General features: G+C 35.6%; 23 protein-coding genes. 7 read left to right on the top strand and 16 right to left on the bottom strand.

The features are described 5' to 3' along the window. The first annotated feature begins 83 nt into the window (after positions 1 to 83). Positions 84 to 1,064, top strand: a complete 981-nt coding sequence (locus MHH59_RS02555) for a metal-dependent hydrolase (RefSeq protein WP_002125060.1) — start codon at positions 84 to 86, stop codon at positions 1,062 to 1,064. A 24-nt stretch (positions 1,065 to 1,088) separates the two neighbouring features. Here MHH59_RS02555 and MHH59_RS02550 read toward each other — a convergent pair whose 3' ends face one another. After that, positions 1,089 to 1,355, bottom strand: coding sequence for a YfhJ family protein (locus tag MHH59_RS02550; RefSeq protein WP_002010328.1), 267 nt, complete (start codon positions 1,353 to 1,355; stop codon positions 1,089 to 1,091). 122 nt (positions 1,356 to 1,477) lie between these two features. Between MHH59_RS02550 and MHH59_RS02545 the strand changes: the two genes are divergently transcribed. Both MHH59_RS02545 and MHH59_RS02540 read left to right on the top strand, forming a co-directional pair. Next, positions 1,478 to 1,636, top strand: coding sequence for a small, acid-soluble spore protein K (locus MHH59_RS02545; RefSeq protein WP_002125059.1), 159 nt, complete (start codon positions 1,478 to 1,480; stop codon positions 1,634 to 1,636). A gap of 32 nt (positions 1,637 to 1,668) precedes the next feature. Next, positions 1,669 to 1,821 carry a YpzG family protein gene (locus MHH59_RS02540; RefSeq protein WP_002010325.1) on the top strand — a complete coding sequence of 51 codons (153 nt, stop codon included), beginning with the start codon at positions 1,669 to 1,671 and terminating at the stop codon, positions 1,819 to 1,821. Positions 1,822 to 1,883: 62 nt separating this feature from the next. Here MHH59_RS02540 and MHH59_RS02535 read toward each other — a convergent pair whose 3' ends face one another. Further along, positions 1,884 to 2,201: a YfhH family protein gene (locus MHH59_RS02535; protein ID WP_002010323.1), complete on the bottom strand. Its 318-nt coding sequence runs from the start codon at positions 2,199 to 2,201 to the stop codon at positions 1,884 to 1,886. A gap of 9 nt (positions 2,202 to 2,210) precedes the next feature. After that, positions 2,211 to 3,023, bottom strand: a complete 813-nt coding sequence (recX, locus tag MHH59_RS02530) for a recombination regulator RecX (protein ID WP_002125056.1) — start codon at positions 3,021 to 3,023, stop codon at positions 2,211 to 2,213. Between the two features lie 81 nt (positions 3,024 to 3,104). On the opposite strand from recX, the gene MHH59_RS02525 reads away from it, so the two are divergent. From MHH59_RS02525 to MHH59_RS02510, 4 genes are all read left to right on the top strand, one after another. Then, a complete protein-coding gene (locus MHH59_RS02525; RefSeq protein ID WP_002140287.1) occupies positions 3,105 to 4,010 on the top strand; it encodes a TIGR01777 family oxidoreductase in 906 nt (301 codons plus the stop codon). A 147-nt stretch (positions 4,011 to 4,157) separates the two neighbouring features. Beyond that, complete coding sequence (locus MHH59_RS02520; RefSeq protein WP_002010318.1) at positions 4,158 to 5,288, top strand: amidohydrolase; 1,131 nt, start codon at positions 4,158 to 4,160, stop codon at positions 5,286 to 5,288. 240 nt (positions 5,289 to 5,528) lie between these two features. Then, complete coding sequence (locus MHH59_RS02515; RefSeq protein ID WP_002091129.1) at positions 5,529 to 6,086, top strand: GNAT family N-acetyltransferase; 558 nt, start codon at positions 5,529 to 5,531, stop codon at positions 6,084 to 6,086. 110 nt (positions 6,087 to 6,196) lie between these two features. Next, on the top strand, positions 6,197 to 6,316 hold the full coding sequence (locus tag MHH59_RS02510; protein WP_078178179.1) for a YfhE family protein: 120 nt from the start codon (positions 6,197 to 6,199) through the stop codon (positions 6,314 to 6,316). A gap of 525 nt (positions 6,317 to 6,841) precedes the next feature. Here MHH59_RS02510 and MHH59_RS02505 read toward each other — a convergent pair. From MHH59_RS02505 to nagE, 13 genes are all read right to left on the bottom strand, one after another. After that, positions 6,842 to 8,008 (bottom strand): diglucosyl diacylglycerol synthase, encoded by a 1,167-nt coding sequence (locus tag MHH59_RS02505; RefSeq protein ID WP_002125051.1) that lies wholly within the window; start codon positions 8,006 to 8,008, stop codon positions 6,842 to 6,844. A gap of 411 nt (positions 8,009 to 8,419) precedes the next feature. Further along, positions 8,420 to 9,151, bottom strand: a complete 732-nt coding sequence (gene pflA / locus MHH59_RS02500; RefSeq protein ID WP_002010313.1) for a pyruvate formate-lyase-activating protein — start codon at positions 9,149 to 9,151, stop codon at positions 8,420 to 8,422. 69 nt (positions 9,152 to 9,220) lie between these two features. Further along, positions 9,221 to 11,470, bottom strand: a complete 2,250-nt coding sequence (gene pflB, locus MHH59_RS02495) for a formate C-acetyltransferase (protein ID WP_002029623.1) — start codon at positions 11,468 to 11,470, stop codon at positions 9,221 to 9,223. A 152-nt stretch (positions 11,471 to 11,622) separates the two neighbouring features. Further along, positions 11,623 to 11,841 carry a hypothetical protein gene (locus tag MHH59_RS02490; RefSeq protein ID WP_078178180.1) on the bottom strand — a complete coding sequence of 73 codons (219 nt, stop codon included), beginning with the start codon at positions 11,839 to 11,841 and terminating at the stop codon, positions 11,623 to 11,625. Continuing rightward, a complete protein-coding gene (locus tag MHH59_RS02485) occupies positions 11,813 to 13,357 on the bottom strand; it encodes a glycosyltransferase family 2 protein (RefSeq protein WP_002166984.1) in 1,545 nt (514 codons plus the stop codon). Before MHH59_RS02485 ends, MHH59_RS02490 begins: the two co-directional genes overlap by 29 nt. Beyond that, entirely contained in the window at positions 13,350 to 14,315 is a 966-nt protein-coding gene (locus MHH59_RS02480) for an NAD-dependent epimerase/dehydratase family protein (RefSeq protein ID WP_002140285.1), read from the bottom strand. Before MHH59_RS02480 ends, MHH59_RS02485 begins: the two co-directional genes overlap by 8 nt. After that, positions 14,312 to 15,556 carry a nucleotide sugar dehydrogenase gene (locus tag MHH59_RS02475; protein ID WP_050000842.1) on the bottom strand — a complete coding sequence of 415 codons (1,245 nt, stop codon included), beginning with the start codon at positions 15,554 to 15,556 and terminating at the stop codon, positions 14,312 to 14,314. Before MHH59_RS02475 ends, MHH59_RS02480 begins: the two co-directional genes overlap by 4 nt. Continuing rightward, a complete protein-coding gene (locus MHH59_RS02470; RefSeq protein WP_050000841.1) occupies positions 15,546 to 17,093 on the bottom strand; it encodes a glycosyltransferase family 2 protein in 1,548 nt (515 codons plus the stop codon). The genes MHH59_RS02475 and MHH59_RS02470 overlap by 11 nt, the downstream gene beginning before the upstream one ends. A 13-nt stretch (positions 17,094 to 17,106) precedes the next feature. Next, a complete protein-coding gene (locus tag MHH59_RS02465) occupies positions 17,107 to 17,301 on the bottom strand; it encodes a hypothetical protein (protein WP_002029614.1) in 195 nt (64 codons plus the stop codon). A gap of 16 nt (positions 17,302 to 17,317) precedes the next feature. Beyond that, entirely contained in the window at positions 17,318 to 17,719 is a 402-nt protein-coding gene (locus MHH59_RS02460; RefSeq protein ID WP_050000840.1) for a hypothetical protein, read from the bottom strand. A 169-nt stretch (positions 17,720 to 17,888) separates the two neighbouring features. Then, positions 17,889 to 18,704 carry a hypothetical protein gene (locus tag MHH59_RS02455; RefSeq protein WP_002029609.1) on the bottom strand — a complete coding sequence of 272 codons (816 nt, stop codon included), beginning with the start codon at positions 18,702 to 18,704 and terminating at the stop codon, positions 17,889 to 17,891. A gap of 86 nt (positions 18,705 to 18,790) precedes the next feature. After that, complete coding sequence (locus tag MHH59_RS02450) at positions 18,791 to 20,041, bottom strand: serine hydrolase domain-containing protein (RefSeq protein ID WP_002010295.1); 1,251 nt, start codon at positions 20,039 to 20,041, stop codon at positions 18,791 to 18,793. Positions 20,042 to 20,305: 264 nt separating this feature from the next. Continuing rightward, the gene (nagE, locus tag MHH59_RS02445; protein WP_003187209.1) at positions 20,306 to 21,808 is read right to left on the bottom strand and encodes an N-acetylglucosamine-specific PTS transporter subunit IIBC; all 1,503 of its coding nucleotides are present in this window, start codon (positions 21,806 to 21,808) and stop codon (positions 20,306 to 20,308) included. Positions 21,809 to 22,058: the final 250 nt, after the last annotated feature.

Genomic DNA, 22,058 nt, shown 5'->3' with positions numbered 1-22,058 from the left:
AGATGACATAGGAAATAGAAGGCAAAGGACTTGAGGTATCGAATAAAAAGAGTTACATTAATAAAAAACGGAGGTGGATTTCTATGGACACAGCCACTCACCTTGTTATGGGCGTTACTCTAGGCAGTTTGGCAACATTAGATCCAGCTATAGCACAAAGTGATATTGGGCCACAAGCAGTGATGCTTGCAACAATTGCTGGTTCCAATATTCCTGACATCGATACAGTTTTAAAATTGCGTAATAACGCTAAATATATAAGAAATCATCGCGGGATTACTCATTCCATCCCTGCAGTGATCCTTTGGTCACTCCTTATAAGTGGCATCTCTTTCGCCTTCTTTTCAGACGCTCCCTATCTGCATCTACTACTTTGGTCATTTATTGCCGTCTTTCTTCATGTCTTTGTGGATATTTTCAATGCCTATGGTACACAGGCATTAAGGCCCTTCACAAAAAAATGGGTAGCGCTCGGCATAATTAATACGTTTGATACTGTCATTTTCTTTATCCATATACTTGCTATCGCCTGTATGCTTGTCGGAGCACATAAAGGCTATACTGCTTTAGCAGCGTATATATTAATGTTTGTTTACTATATCGGCCGCATTATGATGCATCGAAATATTAAAAGTGTAGTATACAAACGTTTCAAAAATGTAGAGAAAGTAATTATTTCTCCTTCTTACAAATTTTATCATTATCATTTAGCCGTCGTTACAACTGAACATTACTACGTAGCAAGATGGCACCGCGGTAACATCCTTGTATACGATAAATTTAATCGCGTACCGTTCCCGAATACCGCCATTATGCAAGCCGCTGTGCGAGATGAAAATATATCTGCTTTCTTATCTTTCTCGCCTGTATATCGCTGGGATATTTTCGATTATGATAACTATTATGAAGTTCGATTTATTGATTTGCGGTATCGAAGTAAAGATTATTATCCATTCGTCGCAATCGTTCAGCTCGATCAAAATTTAAATATTATTAGTTCATATACAGGATGGATTTTCAGCGAAGAGAAACTTCGAAAGAAACTGGAATTGCTTCCACATTAAAAAAAGCGACCTACGTCGCTTTTTTTAATGTTTCAAATGATCTTCTTGATTGATTAAATGGCTATACTTCGGATTATTTGTACGCATTTCATGAAGGCGCCCTCCATGATTATTAACCCATGTTCGTACCACTTGTTCAGTCATTTCCTCACCTTGGTAACGACCTGATTTAGCATAAGTTGTTCGGAAGTCTTCCCACAGTAATTCAACCCATGCACGAGCTTGTGCGTAAGAAAGGTTGTCATTTTTATCTAATAATTCTTTCGTTAATGTTTCATAAATATCATTCATGTTCTATTCTCCTTTTACCTATTTATTCCCTTAATTTCTAAAGGATAGTTTCTTCTATTTTGCACATTCTATAAGTGATACTTCTTAAAGAGGTATCAACTGATAATGAGGGGGCGTTCTTAATGGGTAGACAAGCCGAATTTTGGTCTGAGTCAAAAAACAACAGCAAAATCGACAGTCAACCGAAAGCGAAATCACGCTTCGCTTCGAAACGACCTAACGGCACAATTAATACGCACCCACAAGAGCGTATGCGTGCTGCAAATCAGCAGGAAGAGTAGTACAAATTAAATTCCTACACGAGGTGATAAAGATGAGCTACCGTGACCATTTAGATCGTCGTTCTGAATTATTTAACCATACGTGGACTCGTCCAAAACATGCGAAGGCGCAAGTTAACGGACAGACGCAACAAACCCAGTCTCTCATTATACTGGCAAACGAATGTAAAAAACGCCAATTTTAGAATCTCCTATCTCCTTTAACGCCTACCAAAGATGAAAACCAGAGAGATTCGCTCTCTGGTTTTTATTTTTCTTGTAGCAAGGAAATTGGTATTCCAATCTCTTCATTATCATGTTGCTTATATCCCCAAGCAAATACCCCATTGAAATACGTAATTTTAAATACCACACCAGGTTCTTCTACTAATTCATATGTCTCACCAATATGGAATTTATTTATATCTATCATATAAGCACGAGCCATAGCCATTTTTCTCATTAATACATCGAATTCATTTACAATTCCAAGTTGCTCAGCCTTTACTGCTTGCTCCTTCAAAACCCCAATTTCTTCCCTTAGCTCATGTGGTGTCATTTCACTATAGCGTTTTGGCGTACCCATCTTATTTCCTCATCCCTCTTCACGTTTCATTTGTAAAAATATATCTATCTCATCAATAGAGAATCCTTTTCGATATAACGCTTGCTTCACCTTATTTTCGAATGTCCAACCATCATACTTCTTATATTTCTCATAATATTTATTCCCATGATAGTGTAACGCTTCTTCTTGCTGTTCGTCATCTTTTTCGTCTTTCAATTCTTCCAAGCAAATTTGAATCACATCTCTAGAATATCCTTTACGAACAAGCATTTCATCTAACTTTAGCTTCATTTGTAAAAATGAATGCTTTTGATAAGATTTTTTCTTCTTTTCTATAAGAAACAAAGCATTCTCCATTTGCTTCTCCTTTGGATACTCTTGTAAACTATGTGTAATGATTAAATCCTGAACACCTTTACTTAATAGCCCTCTCCTAATAACAGTTGGACCTTTTTGATTCACATTACTTTGCGTTCGCACGTATGAAATAGCGTACTCTTTATCATTAATATATCGATCATGTAATAATTTCGAAACGACTTCAGAGATGATGGCCTGTCCCACTTCTTTTTTTCGTAAGAAATCTTCTATTTCTTGTTTTGTTCTCATTTGATAGGATAAATAGGAAATCGCTTGTAAATATGCTTTTTGTACCTCTTCATTGTACAAAATATTCCCTAACGCTACTTCATCAATTTCTAAGCCTTTTTGTAACCCATGTTTCATTAAGATTGATTGATTCACACTAAACCCGTACTCTTCGCCTTGACCTTTATCAATATAAATATTAAATCGTTCTTTCGATCGTTTTTGCACTTCTATTTTTGTAATGACAGTCATACTCTCACCTCTCTATTATTTTAACATAGTCAAGGAACGTTTTTTCTTTTCAAGAATATATATAATGAGGAGGAAATGATTGTGAAAATCGCAATTTCTGGTGGCTCTGGCTTTATAGGCAAATCCCTTTCTAGTTTTTTTATTCAAAAGGGATTTACTGTTTACATTCTTACTCGAAAAAAAATTGCTGAAACTTCACACACTAACCTTCAATACGTACAGTGGACACCGGATTTACAGACCTTCCCTCTCTCCTCTATCGATGTAGTTATTAATCTAGCCGGAGAATCTATTAATAGTAGATGGACAAAAAAACAAAAAGAATCAATTTTAAACAGTAGAATTCAAACAACAAAAGGACTCATTAAACAATTACAAACACTTGAAACAAAGCCACACACATTTATTAATGCAAGTGCCATTGGATACTATGGGACATCTGAAACCGAATCTTTTACAGAACAGCAAGAGACTCCAGGAGATGACTTTTTAGCAAACACAGTATATTTGTGGGAGCAAGAAGCATCTAAAGCCCGCTCCATTGGAATAAGAACTGTCTACACAAGATTTGGAGTCGTATTAGGCGCAGATGGAGGAGCTCTTCCAAAAATGCTACTTCCCTATCAATTATATATCGGCGGTACACTTGGATCTGGAAACCAATGGTTATCATGGATTCATATAGACGATGTCGTTCGCATGATTGATTTCATCATTCACAAAAAAGAAATTGACGGACCTTTTAATATTACAGCGCCAACGCCAATACGGATGAAAGAGTTCGGTGAAATTATTGCCACTATAACTAGGCGACCTCATTGGCTACCTGTTCCTTCATTTGTACTTCGCGCTTTACTCGGTGAGATGAGTATACTTGTATTAGAAGGGCAACATGTATTACCCAATAAAGCTATTAAACATGGATATCAATACACATTTCCAACAGTTAACCATGCATTACAAAATATCCTCTTGCATACAATGTAGTACTTTTAAAATACAGTTTTACGGGTAGTCTATCTCCTCCAAGACTTCTTACTTTTTAAACACCGGAGCATTACTACACGAAAAACCTTTCAGTTACTTTGTCTAAACCTATTCTACACATTACAAGGTGACGGAAATGAGGTCTCTATGAAAATATTGCTCAAACAAGCCATTGTATATCCTATTACATCCCAAAAGTTTCAAGGAGATGTACTCGTTATAGGAGAACGCATTGCCGCGGTCAAACCTCATATTGATACTACTCAGGATATGACCGTTATAGATGCACGAGCTCTTCATCTCTTGCCTGGATTTATTGATGTTCATACTCACCTTGGCCTCTACGATGAAGGTACTGGTTGGGCTGGTAATGATGCAAATGAAACATCCGAAGTTTCAACACCACATATCCGTTCTTTAGACGGGATTCATCCTTTTGATATTGCATTTCAAGACGCTGTACAAAATGGTGTTACGACTGTTCACGTGATGCCCGGAAGCCAAAACATTATCGGCGGTACTACTTGCGTAATAAAAACTGCTGGAACTTGCATAGATCATATGATTATTCAGGAACCTGCTGGTTTAAAAATTGCCTTTGGAGAAAACCCTAAAAAGTTCCATAGTAACGGTACAAAAGAATCAATAACACGTATGGGAATTATGGGGTTACTTCGTGAATCATTCTATGACGCACAACACTACGGGCATGAAGCTGATTTTCGAATGCTACCTATTTTAAAAGCACTCCGCCGAGAAATACCGGTACGTATCCACGCTCACCGCGCAGATGATATCACTTCAGCTTTACGCTTTGCGACAGAATTCAATCTTGATTTACGTATTGAACATTGTACAGAAGGACACTTTATTGTTGAAGAGCTTTCGAAACACAATTTAAAAGTTTCAGTTGGACCTACTCTTACGCGACGTTCGAAAATCGAACTTAAAAACAAAACGTGGGATACTTATCATATTTTATCGAAAAATGGAGTAGAAGTTTCTATTACAACCGACCACCCTTATACACCAATTCAATATTTAAATGTTTGCGCTGCCATTGCAGTAAGAGAAGGATTAGATGAGAAAACAGCGTTGGAAGGAATCACTATTTTCCCAGCTCGAAATTTACGTTTGGAGGATAGAATTGGAAGCATTGATGTTGGAAAAGATGCTGACCTCGTGTTATGGACACATCATCCTTTCCATTATTTAGCCAAGCCTGTACTCACTATGATTGACGGAAAAATAATTTACAAAAAAAATAAAAAAAACTAGTTTATTTTTTTGACTAGATACAGTATTATACGATTATAAACTGAATGAAACCATAATCAATTTGTGTCGTGATTATCATTTTCAAATTGATGAATGGGGAAGGCAAATGGTGCGCCACCAGCGTTAGAAACTGGTTCTAGTGGGTTCGATTCCCACCCCGAAATTTTTTAAAGATTGATATAAAAATTTCGAGGGTGGGTGCTTTTTCGTCATGCTACCCTCGTGTGAGGAGGAGTTAGTGTGTTGAAAAAACGCGACTTACACGACAGCCACGTTCTATACGAATTAATGGTGGATCCTGCTGTCTTCCCTTTTGTGCGTCAAAAGGCCTATTCTTATGAAGAATATTTATTTTTAACGAAACAAACAATCGAAGCCGAAGAGCGTGGAGAATTAATCTCACGCACAATTTTAGATGAATGGGGTAACCCCATCGGCACAATTACTTTATTTGATGTGCAAGAAAAAGCTGGATTCCTCGGAACTTGGCTTGGCAAACCATATCATGGTAAAGGATATAATAAATTGGCGAAAGATTCATTTTTTAGCGAACTTTTCTATGAATTAGATATTGAAACGATTTTTATGCGTATTCGTAAAATAAATATTCGGTCTATTAAAGCTGCCGAAAAACTACAATATGTAAATCTAGCAAACGAAACAAGAAAAGCCGTTTATGATGAAATTAACGCGCATGAAGAAGTATATAATTTATATGAAATTCCAAAAGATCAGTATACACTTGCAACAATGCGAGATACAACATTCCAAGAAGCACACCAATTAAAAGAAGCGTAATCTAAAAATTCAGAAATAATAATCAATCATTACTAGTTTGACATATATGTATATCACCCCATGTCTTTGGAAACGATAGATAGTGACTTTAGGACACGAGGTGATTTGTAATGGATAAAAAGAAACATGATAAAGCAAAAAACACATTATCTAGTACACAAGAAGTTCTCTATCAGCGAGAATTTCGAAAAGCAGATCGTGCAGCGGGCTATCGCTCAAAAAGTATTTAAAGTGAAACTGAATAATTAGAAGGTTTCCCCCCTAATTATTCAGTTTCATTACATAAGATTTTCCAATGAATTAGCAAAAAAGGTTCCTTATTTATAAGGAACCTTTTTTGTGGACAACCTTATCCACAAAAACCGTAGAATTGTGCATAAATTACAAAAGTATTTTACGAATTCATTTATTTAAATGAATTCTAAACGTGAGAATTGTGGATAATTTTCTAAAAATTGTGGATTATGTGGATATAGCTGTTAATATTCCGATTTTACTGTCTAATGAAAGCGTAATCCTTTGTGGATAAAGTGAAACTTTAATCAGTGGGAGTTTTGTTTATCCCCACTGATTATTAGCCCTCACCAATCGGGCTTTTGCGGGCAGTTAATCCCCACCTAACTTCTTTGCTTTCGCTGAATTTTGAGGTAGGGGTCTTACTGCCCACAAATAGCGGGATAAGTTAATAATTCACGTTTATTTTTTTTACAACAATAAAAAAAACCCTCTTTAAATGCTTAAAAGAGGGTTTCATATTAAGTAAAAGATTCGGCAAGAACTGGTGATTTAATAGGTATATGATTCGGCTCTGCATGATTTTCTGCCAAAATTGTATCCACAATATGACCAGCTGGCTCAGGACGATAAATACTTTTCATTGCTTCTTTCATCTGAAGAAGCTTCATATCATCTTGTAATAACGCCTCTGTTTTTGCAAAAACTTCACTATCATCACGAATTACAACTGCAGCCCCTTTTTTTTCAAAATACAACGCATTTTCATTCTCTTGTCCTGGGACAGGTTTATATAAAATGACAGGTACTTGTAATGCAGCTGCTTCGCTTAATGTAATACCACCTGGCTTCGTAATCATACAAGAAGTAACACGGAACAATTCATCAATGTTTTCAACATAACCAAATACTTTTAAAGCATCAGAACCTTGTTCCTGTAGTTCCATTAAATCCTGCTTTAAAGCTTCGTTTTTCCCACAAACGACAACTACTTGTAAGTTTGGTACTGACATAAATGACTGGCATAGCTCTTTTACACTCCCTAGCACACCATGAGCACCTGCTACAATTAGTAACATCTTTTTATCCTTACATAACTGATATTTATTATATATAATTGCTGGATTTATCTTTAGCTCAAAACTGCTACGAATCGGAATCCCTGTTTCAACAATTTGTTCTGCAGGTACACCGATATCAACCATCACTTTTTTCACATGATCGGTTGCTACAAAATAACGATCTACTTCTCGATGGATCCATATTTTATGCACGCAAAAATCCGTTAATACGTTATAAACAGGAATAGAAATACCTATTTGCTTTTTCAATTCTGGTACAGCGATGATTGGAAAGGTATTAATAACAATATCCGGTTTCTCCACCTGTAATAGCGTCTTCAAACGCTTTCTCCCAAAATTCGCATACCAAGATGCTATTTTTTTATCATAAATTTTCTCTACACCATAATAAAACAAACGATATAATTCTTTTCCTACCGTATAGCTTTTTAAATATAAATATTTTGTAATATCGGTTATAACTGGATGTGATTCTCCAAACAAGTCGCATACAATTACATCTTCGATTCCTTTTTGACGAAATGTTTGTTCTAATGTTTTTGCCACTTGCACATGACCGTTACCGTAATGTGCAGTTAATATTAAAACCTTGGGGTTTTTTATCAAACAAATCCACTCCTAGCTTTTTGTTTCTCCATATTGCATATACGACAATAGGAAAAACATTTTCCTTAAAAACTACATACTCGGATTCTAATACTTTCCTGTTAGCTATGTATCTGTCGTGGATATGCAAAGCATATAAGATTGACCCCTTAATCCTATCTGTGCTCATATCTTTACATTATACTTTCCTATAAGAGCTTTCGCAATAACTTACAAATGTTCTATATTCCATAATACTCACTCTTTTACTTCTTAATTCTTTTTACTATTTTGATTTCCCTTTACAATTATGTAAATTTCTCCGCTTATTCTTTACAAAAATATGGATATTCCCTTTTCAGTATACTCTTTTCTAAATATATACTCTAGATTTTATTATGAAGAAACAAAAAGCCTAACCAAATGTTTAGGTTAGACTGCTTGTAAAATATGTTTTGCATGTTCAACATTTTCTTCTGTCGGTGGATTCACATCCGCAAGTGGATACTTATGTCCAAGTGCCTCCCATTTATAAACACCGAGCTTATGATATGGCAGCACTTCCACTTTCTTAACATTAGATAGACTTTGAATAAAGTTTGATAATTTTTGCAAATCCTCTTCACCATCGGTAACGCCGGGAACCAATACATGTCTTACCCAAATTGGTTTCTTTCTATCCGATAAATAACGAGCAAATTGTAAAATGTGTTCATTTGGTTTCCCTGTTAATTTACGATGTTTCTTTGAATCAATATGCTTCAAATCCAATAAAACTAAATCTGTATACTCCATTAAAATATCTAGCTTATTTTGGAATTCTGGTTCTTCAGAATAACAACCGCCAGAAGAATCGATTGTTGTATGGATACCAGCTTCTTTGCACTTTTTAAACAACTGGGTTAAGAAGTCTAGCTGTAATAGTGGCTCTCCACCGCTAACTGTTATACCACCTCCAGAAGCTTCAATAAATGGAAGGTAACATGTCACATCCTGCATCACTTCTTCAACTGTTATTTCTTTACCTTTACCGATTTCCCATGTATCAGCATTATGACAATATTGACAACGTAATAAACACCCTTGTGTAAATATGACATAACGAATCCCTGGGCCATCAACAGTACCACAAGACTCTACAGAATGTATTCTTCCTTTTACCATGTTACTTCCTCCTTTATTGAAACAGCCTCCCTCCGCTATATATTAAAAGCGGAGGGACACTTTTTTCACTTACATGCTTTCATGCATTGTACGGTTTATTACATCAATTTGTTGTTCACGAGTTAATTTAATAAAGTTAACAGCGTAACCAGATACACGAATTGTTAATTGTGGATATTTTTCAGGATGCTCCATTGCATCCATTAATGTTTCACGGTTAAATACGTTAATATTTAAGTGGTGTCCTTCTTTTATTGCATATCCATCAAGCATAGATACTAAGTTGCGTACTTGTACATCATCTTCTTTACCAAGTGCTTTTGGAATAATAGAGAATGTATTTGAAATACCATCTTGTGCATCTTCATATGGTAATTTAGCTACAGATAATAATGATGCTAATGCACCTTTTGTATCACGGCCATGCATTGGGTTTGCGCCCGGTGCAAATGGTTCTCCAGTACGACGTCCATCTGGAGTGTTACCAGTTTTCTTACCGTATACAACGTTAGATGTGATTGTTAAGATTGACATTGTATGAACAGAATTACGGTATGTTTTATGTTTGCGAATCTTGTTCATAAATGTTTTCACAAGATTTACTGCGATTTCATCTACACGATCATCATTGTTACCGTATTTAGGGAAATCTCCCTCAATTTCGAAATCAACTGCAATACCATTTTCATCACGAATTGGTTTTACTTGTGCATATTTAATTGCACTTAAAGAGTCTGCTACTACAGATAATCCAGCGATACCTGTTGCCATTGTACGAAGAACATTTGTATCGTGAAGTGCCATTTCAATACGTTCATAGCTATATTTATCGTGCATATAGTGAATTACATTTAATGTATTTAAGTATAGACCAGCTAACCATTCCATTGTCATATCGAATTTACGCATAACTTCTTCATAATCTAATACTTCAGAAGTAATTGGTGCGTATTCAGGACCAACTTGTGCTTTTGACTTTTCATCTTTACCACCGTTAACCGCATATAGTAATGCTTTCGCTAAGTTTGCACGTGCTCCGAAGAACTGCATTTGTTTACCAATTCTCATTGCTGATACACAACAAGCAATACCGTAGTCATCACCGTAGTCAGCACGCATAATGTCATCATTTTCGTATTGAATTGCTGATGTTTTAATAGACATTTTTGCACAGTAGTTTTTAAAGTTCTCTGGTAATTGTTTAGACCAAAGAACTGTTAAGTTTGGTTCTGGTGCTGGTCCTAAATTATCTAATGTATGCAAGAAACGGAATGAGTTTTTTGTTACTAACGGACGACCGTCTAACGCCATACCACCGATAGATTCAGTTACCCAAGTTGGATCTCCAGAGAATAGTTCATTATAATCAGGTGTTCTTGCAAATTTCACAAGACGTAATTTCATAATGAAATGGTCAACAATTTCTTGTGCTTTTTCTTCTGTTAAAGTACCATTTGCTAAATCTCTTTCAATGTAAACATCTAAGAATGTAGAGGTACGTCCAAGGCTCATTGCTGCCCCGTTTTGCTCTTTAATTGCTGCAAGATAAGCAAAGTATAACCATTGGAAGGCCTCTTGTGCATTTGTAGCTGGCTTAGAAATATCGAATCCATGAGAAGCAGCCATCTGTTTTAACTCTTGAAGTGCACGCATTTGCTCAGATAATTCTTCACGTAAACGCATTGTATCTTCGCTCATTACACCGCCAGTTAAATTATAATCAGCTTTTTTCGCTTCAATTAAATGATCTATACCATATAGCGCTACGCGGCGATAGTCACCGATAATACGTCCACGTCCATACGCATCTGGAAGACCAGTAATAACACCTGATTTACGAGCCGCTTTCATTTCTGGTGTGTATGCATCAAATACACCTTGATTATGAGTTTTACGCCAGTCTCTGAAAATCTTGCTAAGTTCTTTATCCATTTCATATCCATACGCTTCACAAGCTTGTTCTGCCATACGAATACCACCATATGGTTGTAAAGAACGTTTAAATGGTTTATCAGTTTGGAAACCGACCACTTTTTCAATATCTTTATTTAAATATCCTGGTTCATGTGATGTAATAGAAGAAACAATTTTTGTATCCATATCAAGAACGCCACCGTTTTCACGTTCCTTTGTTGTTAAATCCATTACTTGATCCCAAAGTTGTTTCGTTGCTTCAGTTGCTTCCGCTAAGAAAGAGTCTTCTCCCTCGTAAACGTTTACATTATTTAAAATGAAATCGCGAACATCAATCTCTGCTTTCCATTTTTCACCTTTAAAGTTTTCCCACGCGCTTTTTACATTTTCTAATACTTGAGTCATCCTAATCTCCTCCATTTTTGATTAGTACAGGACTACGTTTTTTTATATAACAGCTTACACACTTAGAATACTACTTTTTTTCGGAAGTGGACGAAATAGTTGTGACATGTTTGTGAAATATTGAGCAAACTACTACATACATAGTGTTAACCTCATATAAAACTCTTTAGAATTAACCCTTTCTTTAATTGTATTTTTTTGGTATTCTTATATACGAGTCCTATTTTGTAATATAAGAACGATACCCATTGTAGAGCTGTAATACTCTTATCTCCTAATCTGTTATAGTTTTTATAACAGATCAAAAAAGTGTACATACGTTGTACACTTTTTTTGTTACCACTATAAAACATCTCTTTTTCTATTTCCATCGTAAAATCCACCACGACTGTTTGTTAATGCAATTAATTGCTCTAATCCTTCTATATGATCACCAATAATTCGAAGGACAGCTGGAGGATGACCTATTTTTGCGAAATGTTCACTGGGACGAATACGGTTCATCTTATCAACATCGACACGACTTACACAAGCGATTTCAAAACCTGAAAGTACAGCTTTCACTTGTGCTACACAAGGTGACAATAATGATTTATACCCTATTTCCTTCAAACAAGTACGACTAAACGCATTAGGTACAGCAATAAGAGAGCCTACTCCTAAATCTTTTCTATCACAAGCTAAATTTAATGCATATTTAAATGCTGTTACAAGATGAAGTGGTACTCTCAAATCTAAATAATGATTTAAATCATTTAATGCGACATCCGTTCCATCTGCAATAGCTTTTGCAAAGGGATATAGCTCACTAGCTGGAATAACAAAGTCACCGTCTATAAATAAAACAATTTCTCCTTTTGCAAAATAAGTTCCAAGCGAACGCCCCACATCGTTTCCAAGTGCTTCTTTATACACAATTGTTGTTGCTCCCTTGTCTTTTGCAATTGTTGCCGTTTTATCGGACGAACCATTTACAACAACGATGATTTCAAAAGGTTCAATTTTGCGAAGCTCTTCTATAACGTTTCCAATTGTTTTCTCTTCATTTTGCACAGGAATAATTACCGATAATTGCTCTCCTTTATACAAATTAGATGTAACGCCCCATCCTTGATAAAAATCTTCAAAATTTAGAGTATGATAGACACTCTCTCTTTTCCTATTTCCATCATAATATCCTCCGCGCCCATCGCTGCCTAATATCCGCTCTGCTACAGCTTCTATATGATCACCTATCATTCGTTTTTCAGATTGAGAAAGATCCGTGCCATATGCAGCATGCTCGAATGGACGAAATTTATTTGGCGTAATAACGTCAATTGCACAATGACGACTAATTCTCCATTTACTTTGTGCTAGGCGTAGATGAGCCACAATAGGATTAACAAAGCATTCGTCTCCAATACTTTGCACAACTTCCTTCGTCAGCGCATGAGGTACAGATAATAAAGAATCAATTTTTAATTCTTCACGCTCTAACATTGCATTTAATATTTGGCGCCATACTGTCACGGAGTGCGGTTTTTGTTTCTTTAAAAATAATGCGTCCAAATTATTTAAAACGATATCCGCCTGATCATGTAAAATCGGATTAAGGAATAATTGTAATTTTGAAGTTTGAATAGCAAAATCTCCATCTACAAACAGTAATACATCACCTATCGCATGTTTTGCACCAACTGCGCGTCCAACGTCGTTACCAAGTGACTCTTTATGCTGGATTACTGTACATCCTAAGCTCTCAGCAATCGCTTCTGTACCATCATTACAACCATTTGCTACTACAATAATCTCTACTGGATTCAATGGTTTTACCGATTGAACCACATCTGAAATCGTATCCACTTCATTACATACGGGAATAATAACTGATAACGACTTAGCCATTGTTTTCTTCACGAAACCATTTAATAGTTTCTTTCAATCCTTGTTCCCACGTTACTTTCGCTTGAAACTGAACGAGTTCTCTTAATTTCGTTACGTCTGGTCTTCTATTTGGAATCTCTTCAAATCCATGTGGATATACTTCCTCAAATGGAACGTGCACAATTTTGGAAATAGACTTCGTTAATTTTTTTATATCTTCCGCTACTACCCTTATATTTTTTTCATTCTCAGAACCTATATTAATAATTTCACCATTTACCTTCTCATCCATTGCACGAATTGTTGCCTCGACCGCATCACTTACATACGTAAAGCAGCGTGTCTGCTTTCCATCTCCATACACGAGAATATCGTCACCTTGCAAAGCCGCACGAATAAATCGTGGAATTACTCCTGCGTACGGACCATCTTTCGCTCTTGGACCATAAATATTAAAATAACGAACAATCGTTACAGGTAAACCTTCTAATGCGTACCCTAAACATAATGTTTCCTCTAACGTTTTACAAATTGCATAACTCCAACGTATTTTGGAAGTTGCACCGTATAAACGATCTCCTTCTTCAGAGAATGGCGGCTCTCCCTTTCCATATACTTCAGAAGTAGATGCAAATACTACTTTCTTCTTCCCTTTTAACGCTGCTTGTAAAATATTTCTCGTTCCATCGAAATTTGTTTCAATAAGCTCGACACTTTTTTCCATTGTAGTTTTGACTCCCAAAATTGCAGCTAAATGAAACACCACATCATGTTGATTCACTAATTCATAAATTGAATTTTTATCTAAAACGCTTATTGGAATAACCCGGAGCTCTTTCATTAACTCATTATGATATTTATTTTTTCCTTTATAGAAGTTATCCACAATAGTAACTTCATAACCTCTTTTCACCAACTCTTCAGCTAAATGCGAACCAATAAATCCTGCTCCACCTGTAATTAAACATTTTTCACTCATACACTCACCTTCTTTACGATTCCACGTGTATCTATTAATCGCTCAATCCCTTTAAAAAGATTCCAATCGATACTAGAGTGATCCGTTACAATTAAAATACAATCTGCTTGTTTAATTCTTTGTTCATCTAATGGAACAGATTGATATAGTGTATCTCCAATTTTCGCTGTAGAAATATACGGATCATGATATTCTATCTTGTATCCTTCTTTTATTAATAATTGAATAATTGGCAACGCCGGTGATTCTCTCAAATCATTTACATCTTTCTTATATGCAATCCCTACTATTAAAACCGTTGCGGGTGATTGCACCACACCTTTTACTTTCCCGATTATTTTCGCTGGCATTTCTTCATTAATTACATGTGCTGCCTCAATTAATTGACTAATTGCTCCAGCCTTTCTTATTCTCCATTGAAAATATAAAGGATCTACCGGAATACAGTGTCCTCCTATTCCTGGTCCTGGCCAATACGGAGTAAATCCAAACGGTTTTGTAGATGCCGCTTCAAGCACCTCATAAAAATTAATATTCAAACTTTCACAAAGTATATTTAACTCATTTACTAATGAAATATTAACTAAGCGCTGAATATTTTCAAATAGCTTACACATCTCGGCCACTTTCGGAGAGCTAACTGGAACGACTACATCAAATATAGTGCTATACAAATCCTGTACTTTTTGTTTACACTGCTCGGTTTGTCCACTAATAACTTTTGGAATTGTTTCAACTGAATACTGGCTATTCGCTGGATCAATTCGCTCTGGAGAATACCCAATATAATAATCTTCTCCTACCTTTTTACCTGTTTGAGAAATAATCGGAATGATAACTTCCTCCAGTGTACCTGGATATGTGGAGCTTTCAAAAATGAAGGTTTGTCCTTTTTGAAGGTTTTGTTGTATATAATGGGAGGCTGAAATGAGGGCACTTAAATCTGGTTCTTTCTGCTCATTAATTGGGGTTGGCACGGTCACAATAACATAATCGCTACGCTTAAAATCCGCAACACCTTTATCTGGTGTATTCACTATTAATCTTCTTTCGTTTATTAAGCCTTGTAATACTTTAGAAGAAACATCAGGAATATAACTTTCTCCTTTAATTATTGATTCTATCTTCCTAGTATCTTTATCTAATCCCAGTACAGCATGTCCTCTTTCTGCAAAAAGGACCGCTAAAGGAAGGCCAACATATCCTAATCCAATAATGGTTACTTTACTACTAGCATTCATCTATATTCTCTTCTTCCCTTCTCAATTGTAGTATTATATCTCTATCCCTTTCTCCGTCTGTAAAACTCCCGCGCTCATTCGTATGTTGTAATAAATAAGCAATCGCCTCAAGCTGATCACCGAAAATACGATCGAATGCAGGAATTCGTCCATTTACAAACCCATGCTGCTCTGGACGTACTCGATTTGTTTTTATAACATCTACAAATTCCACTGCTGTAATAGAGCATTCTTCTAAAATAGCTTTCATTTGAGCTAGTGGTGGAATGATAAGAGAATCATATCCAATTTTCTCTATTACCTTTTTATGCATAGCATGTGGCACTGCCGTTAATGAATTGTTCCATAAATCTGGTCGTTTCGCTACCAAATTCACGAAATATTTCCCCATACTAATTGGATCTGCCGGGTGAAACATATCTAACAAACATTGCAAATCATTTAACGCCACATCATTTCCGTCTTCAATAGCATGCAAAAATGGAATTAGCTTTTTTGCCGGTATAGCAAAATCACCATCAACAAATAAACAAATATCTGCCGTAGCATGCATAGCCCCTATCGCTCGTGCTACATTATGTCCAAGTGCCTTCGCGAATTCAACTACAATAACATTCTCTAGCTTTGCTTGTTTAATTGTCTCGGCATCTGCTCCATTCGCAACAACTATAATTTCATCTACACCTGCTTTTTTCACTTCCTGTATGACAGATCTTATAGTCATTTTTTCTTCTGATACGGGTATAATAGCACTGTATTTCGCTTTTTCCTTTTGTAATAAAACTGGTTTATACTTCCCTATAAACTCTCTATCCCTGTTTCCCTCCGAAAAACCGCCACGTTTACCATATGTTTCGATTACGTATTGCAAAGCACGTAAATGATCGCCCATAATGCGACTAGTCGCTTTCGGATAAGGAGAACCAGGTGATGTACCAGTATGCACAGGACGAACTTTATTTGTATGAATTACATCAACCGAAGCCATATCGACAATATCTACTCCTCTAGACATCGCCATCGCTTGAAATAGCGCTGGATCTGCTAAGTTCCACCACCCAAGATTCTGAATAATTTCCCTACTCATCGCATGTGGAATTGCGATTAAAGAACCAACAACAAGCTCTTTTTTATTCAAATAACGATTCAACATGAATTTTCCAACTGTCGTATAGTGTGGTCTCATCTTTAAATAAACAGACCATGTTAAATTATTCACAACAATTTGGTGCCCTTGCTGAACTCCTTTCACGAAACGTTGTAGCTCTTTACTCTCAATAACGATGTCACCATCTAAAAACAATACAATTTCACCTTTTGCTTCTCTAGCTCCAATTGCCCTTCCTACATCATTACCAAGAGAATGTTTATAATAAATCACATGGCAACTATGCTGTAATGCGACTTCATTCGTTCCATCTGTCGATCCATTATCTACTACAATAATTTCATACGGCTTCAGCTTCTCCACTTCTACTAAAACTTGTGATAAAGTACTTGCTTCATTATGCGCTGGAATAACAACTGATATTCTCATACTTGTATCACTCTTACCCTTCCAAGCGAACATAAGCAATAATAGGAATACGCACAAGTACATCTTCAGGTGGTCCATAAGAAGGAGATGTACGAACACTTACTGCCCCGTCCGTAACAGATAAAAGAATACCTGCAACAATTTCAACAGCTGTCACAACTTGCACTAATTCACCAACATGGTTACGCAATTCATCAGTAAATAACATATATAAGTCTCCTTTCTTACACTTCTTTCATTGATATAATACTTGTAAATGGTAATAAAACTTCAGTTCCTATTCCTTCTTGCAGCGTTAAGAAATCGTCACCAACTGCTACAATAACACCTATTAACTGTCCAACTGTCACAGTAATTTCTACGTTTTTACCTAAATATTGCTTTGCAATTTCCTTAAAAGGTGATGTATTGCATTCTTTTAAAATGTTACAAATAATAGATTGAAATTGACTTGATTCTATAAACTCTTCCGTAGCTTGCTTAGAATTTCTTTGAATAAATCTCGCAAAGTTTTGTGAAAATAAAAGTCGTTCCACAGCAGGCAGTAACTTATTATCTAAAAAATAATCTAATTGTCTATTAAACAATCTCGATAACTTTTTCCAATACTTACCGAACAGACACATACACTTCTCCTCCTATTATTTTTAAATTATAAAAAATACATCCATACATCTTAATCTATACAAAACAGGCTTTTTTTGTGATAGGTAAGACATACATTTTCTAAAAGAAATAATTGTTTCAGAGCATAAAAAAAGATAGATGGTTTCCCATCTATCTCTTTGTTAATCTTTAATTTTTAATTGTCACAATGGCAGCTACGCCGTAATATACCGCTCTTGATAATTCTGCTTGTCCGGATATAGAAGCTGTAACAAGGGATCCACCACTTGCCGAAAAATATTTTGCAGCTTCTAACGGAATACCATCTTCTTTCACATCAATATGTGTTCCATCTTGCCAGTCTATTTTCTGCATTGTTGCTGAAAAGTCCCCAGTCACTTTACCAATTTCCTTACCATTCATCTCTAAAAATATCCATTCCCATTTTGTTAAACTTAGTACTTGTTTCAACTCTCCAATTTTCTTTCCATTTACACTATAAAATATATAGAAGTTACGCACGCCCATCTTCTTTTGAACACGCAGCAACCTTTCTCCCGATTGATTATATAAATAAAATTGTTGCTTATGTAGTCCCTTAAAAAGAAAAGAAAGTGCACCTTTCCATATACTTTGAATAACGGAATTATACTCTTCTTTTAAAAACCCTACTGCACTGCCATCTAATCCAAAGTACGTTATTACTTGAAATACCCCTACCTCTCTACGAACAACGAACTTTTGTTGTTCAAATAATCTAGAGCTCCCTATATTACAATTATCCTGTCTAAGCATTTTTGCTCTTCGTTTTTCTATAAAACTATATATTAGTAATCCAAACGCTGGTAGCAAAATACCTATTAATTTCAGAATTTCTTTATCTGAAGTGAATATTGTTCCTTTTTTATATTCCATAACTAATCCAATTACAACGATAATCCATACAATGATAGCTATAAACAAAGTTCGTTTCGCATTGCGTGCATGATGCTTATGTATACTCATAAACCTCCCCCTTTTCCATTTATTTCATTATCGCACCGCACATATATTTCCTCAATGCAAAAAAAACTATCCAAAAGGACAGTCTTTTACACTTCTATATTTCGTAACATCGTATAAATGTCGTTATTCACTTTACCAAATGATTTAATGTTATTTTGAATGTTAGATAATAAAACCACATATACACTACCATTTTTACTAAAACCATTTAAGCAATTCCAACCTGGCATTACACCGTGATTTGAATAGCTTCCTGGATCTACATACCAGCCAAATCCATAATCCTTTTTCACGGCTGTAAACATTTGATTATAACTCTCTTTTGAAATTAATTTTCCAGAAAAGAGTGCTTCATTAAATAAATATAAATCATGCGCGCTCGTATATATATCACCACAACCATATAGTTGTGACATGCTCGGAATATTAGGTGTTGTCATATTGTTATTCACTATTTTATAACCCGTTGATGGGAATCTTGTTTGTTCCAACGCTGTACCGAAACCAGAATGTTTCATACCCGCAGTCGCAAAAATATGTTGTTTTATATATTCTTCGAGCGACTGTCCACTTACCTTCTCAGCAATGTAAGCAAGTATAGAGTAGTTCGAATCTGAATACTTCCATTTCTCTCCTGGTCCTGCAATACGCTTTTGGTTTCCTATTCGTTTTATCAACTCTTCATGAGAAATATCTTCTTTTCCCTGCTCATACTCTGGAATCCCTGATGTATGTGTTAATAAATGTTTTAGCTGAATGCTATTACCTTGCGGAAAATCTGGAATATACTTTGCAACCGTATCCTCTACTTGCAACTTATTTTGATCTTTGAGTTGCATAATAGCCGTCGCTACAAATGCCTTTGAAATAGAGCCAATATAAAAGGTCGTCTCTGAATTATTCGGCACTTGCTTCTCTTTATTAGCCATGCCGTATCCTTTATTCACAAGAACTTTCCCATTCTTCACAATAACAGCTGTCCCACTAAATCCCATGCTCTGTAAATATTGATCCAATTGAGCGTTTTCATTAATTTCTTGAGGCGGTCCCTCAGCAGGTTTCTCTATAACTTGCGCCTGTTTTATCTGTTCTTCCTGTTCTTTTTGTTTTCTTTGTTTTTCAGCTTCTTGCCTTTTCACTTCTTCTATCTTTTTTATCTCTTCTTGCTTCTTCATTTCTGCTGCTGCTTTTAAAGTTTCCTCTTTTTTATTATGCGCAACAATTTTTGTATACATGAAATATACAAGTGAAAATAGTAGGACGAGAATGATTGTTCTTTTTATGTATACAATCGGACGACGTACTTTCCCATTAACAGTATTTTTTTCCTGATCCATGATTACCTTTTTCCCCTTATTTACCGATAATTTAATTCATCTACACAAGACTTTCTCCAAATCATTTCAATAGATTATAGACATTCCATTCTATGTCATCCCTACTTTATCACGCGCTGAACATATTACCAACCTATATGTATAAAAAAGAAAAAGAAAATTTACAAAAGTAAGATTCCCTTTAAAATTTCAACATAATAAAAGAGGATATCCTGTAAAAGACTGGTGTTATCAATCTTTTTGGATATCCTCTTATCTAACTATTTATACGTGTTTTTTCATATCATCGGCAACAGATTCAACATTTGTACCTACGATAACTTGTACACTTGTGTTACTTAATTTCATAACGCCTTTTGCACCTGCGCGTTTTAATGCTGGTTCATTTACTAAACCTGCATCTTTCACTTGTAAGCGTAAACGCGTTGCACAGTTATCAATAACTGTTAAGTTTTCTTTTCCGCCTAAAGCTGCTACGTAAGTTTCGCCAATTGAACCTGCAACTGGTGCATCACCCTCTTCAGCTAACTCATCGTCATCTTCACGACCAGGAGTTTTTAAGTCGAACTTCTTAATTAAGAAGTAGAATACTACGAAGTAAATTGCTGCGTAAATTAAACCGATTCCTGCTAGTAACACTGGTTTTGTTGCAATACCAAAGTTTAAGAAGTAATCAATTGCACCGGCACTAAATGTGAAACCATCGTGAATGCCAAGTGATGTTGTTACGAATAAAGATATACCTGTTAACACGGCATGAATACCATATAATAATGGTGATAAGAACATGAATGAGAATTCAATAGGTTCTGTAATACCAGTTAAGAATGAAGTTAATGCTAGGCCACCTAACATACCTGTAACCATTTTACGTTTTTCTGGTTTAGCAGCTGCAATCATTGCAAAACATGCTGCTGGTAAACCGAACATCATAACTGGGAAGAAACCAGTCATAAACATACCTGCTGTTTTATCCCCTGCAAGGAAGCGAGCGATATCACCATTTACAACATTACCTGCTGCATTTGTAAAGTCACCAAATACGAACCAGAAATATGTGTTCATTACATGGTGTAAACCGATTGGGATTAATAGACGGTTTAATAAACCAAATAGACCTGAACCAACTGCACCTAAATTAACAATTCCATGAGCTAATGCATCGATACCATTTTGAATTGCTGGCCAAATTTGTGCGAATAGAATTCCTAATATTAGCATTACAACCGATGTAACAATCGGAACAAAACGTTTTCCAGCAAAGAAACCTAACCATTCTGGAAGTTTAATTTTATGGAATTTATTATAAAGGAATCCTGCTATAACACCGACAATAATACCACCTAAAACTTTCATATCCACTTTAGTCGATAATTCGGCTGCCTTAGATACTTGTGTCATTGTATCTGCAAGCTTAGATGGATCTACATTTGCGCTATTTCCTATTAAATCTTGGACTTTACCTAATTTATCTTGTAATTCTGCAGTAGAATATCCCTTACTAAGTGCATCAATACTGTTTTTCATAACTAGATAACCAATTGCACCTGCAAGACCTGCTGCACCACTACCATCAACTGAAAGACCGATTGCAATACCAATTGCAAAAATAAGTGCTAAATTATCAAAAACCGCTGCGCCGGCCTGTGCCATAACAGGAATATTAAATACATCTGGTTGCCCTAAACGAAGCAATAATCCTGCTGCTGGTAGTACGGCGATTGGAAGCATTAACGCTTTACCAATACGTTGTAAAAACTGCAACATCTTAATTCCCCCTATCAAATTTATGAAATCGTTATCATTATAAGTACGCTTTAGAAAACGCTTTCTATTTACATAACCATAATAACATATAGTTGTATAGATGTGTAGTTTTTATTTCCGAACTTTTTATGGATAAATCTCCTATTTCCAAACTGTTATATAAAAGGAAAATTTTCCTTTTATAACACGGAATAATCGAAACTGAAGACTCACTATAGAACATTCAACTTTCGTTTTATCATTCCACTTT

The sequence above is a fragment of the Bacillus sp. FSL E2-0195 genome (assembly GCF_038003645.1).
GTDB classification, from domain to species: Bacteria; Bacillota; Bacilli; order Bacillales; family Bacillaceae_G; genus Bacillus_A; species Bacillus_A mycoides.
This window is presented reverse-complemented; position numbering and strand designations above follow the sequence as displayed.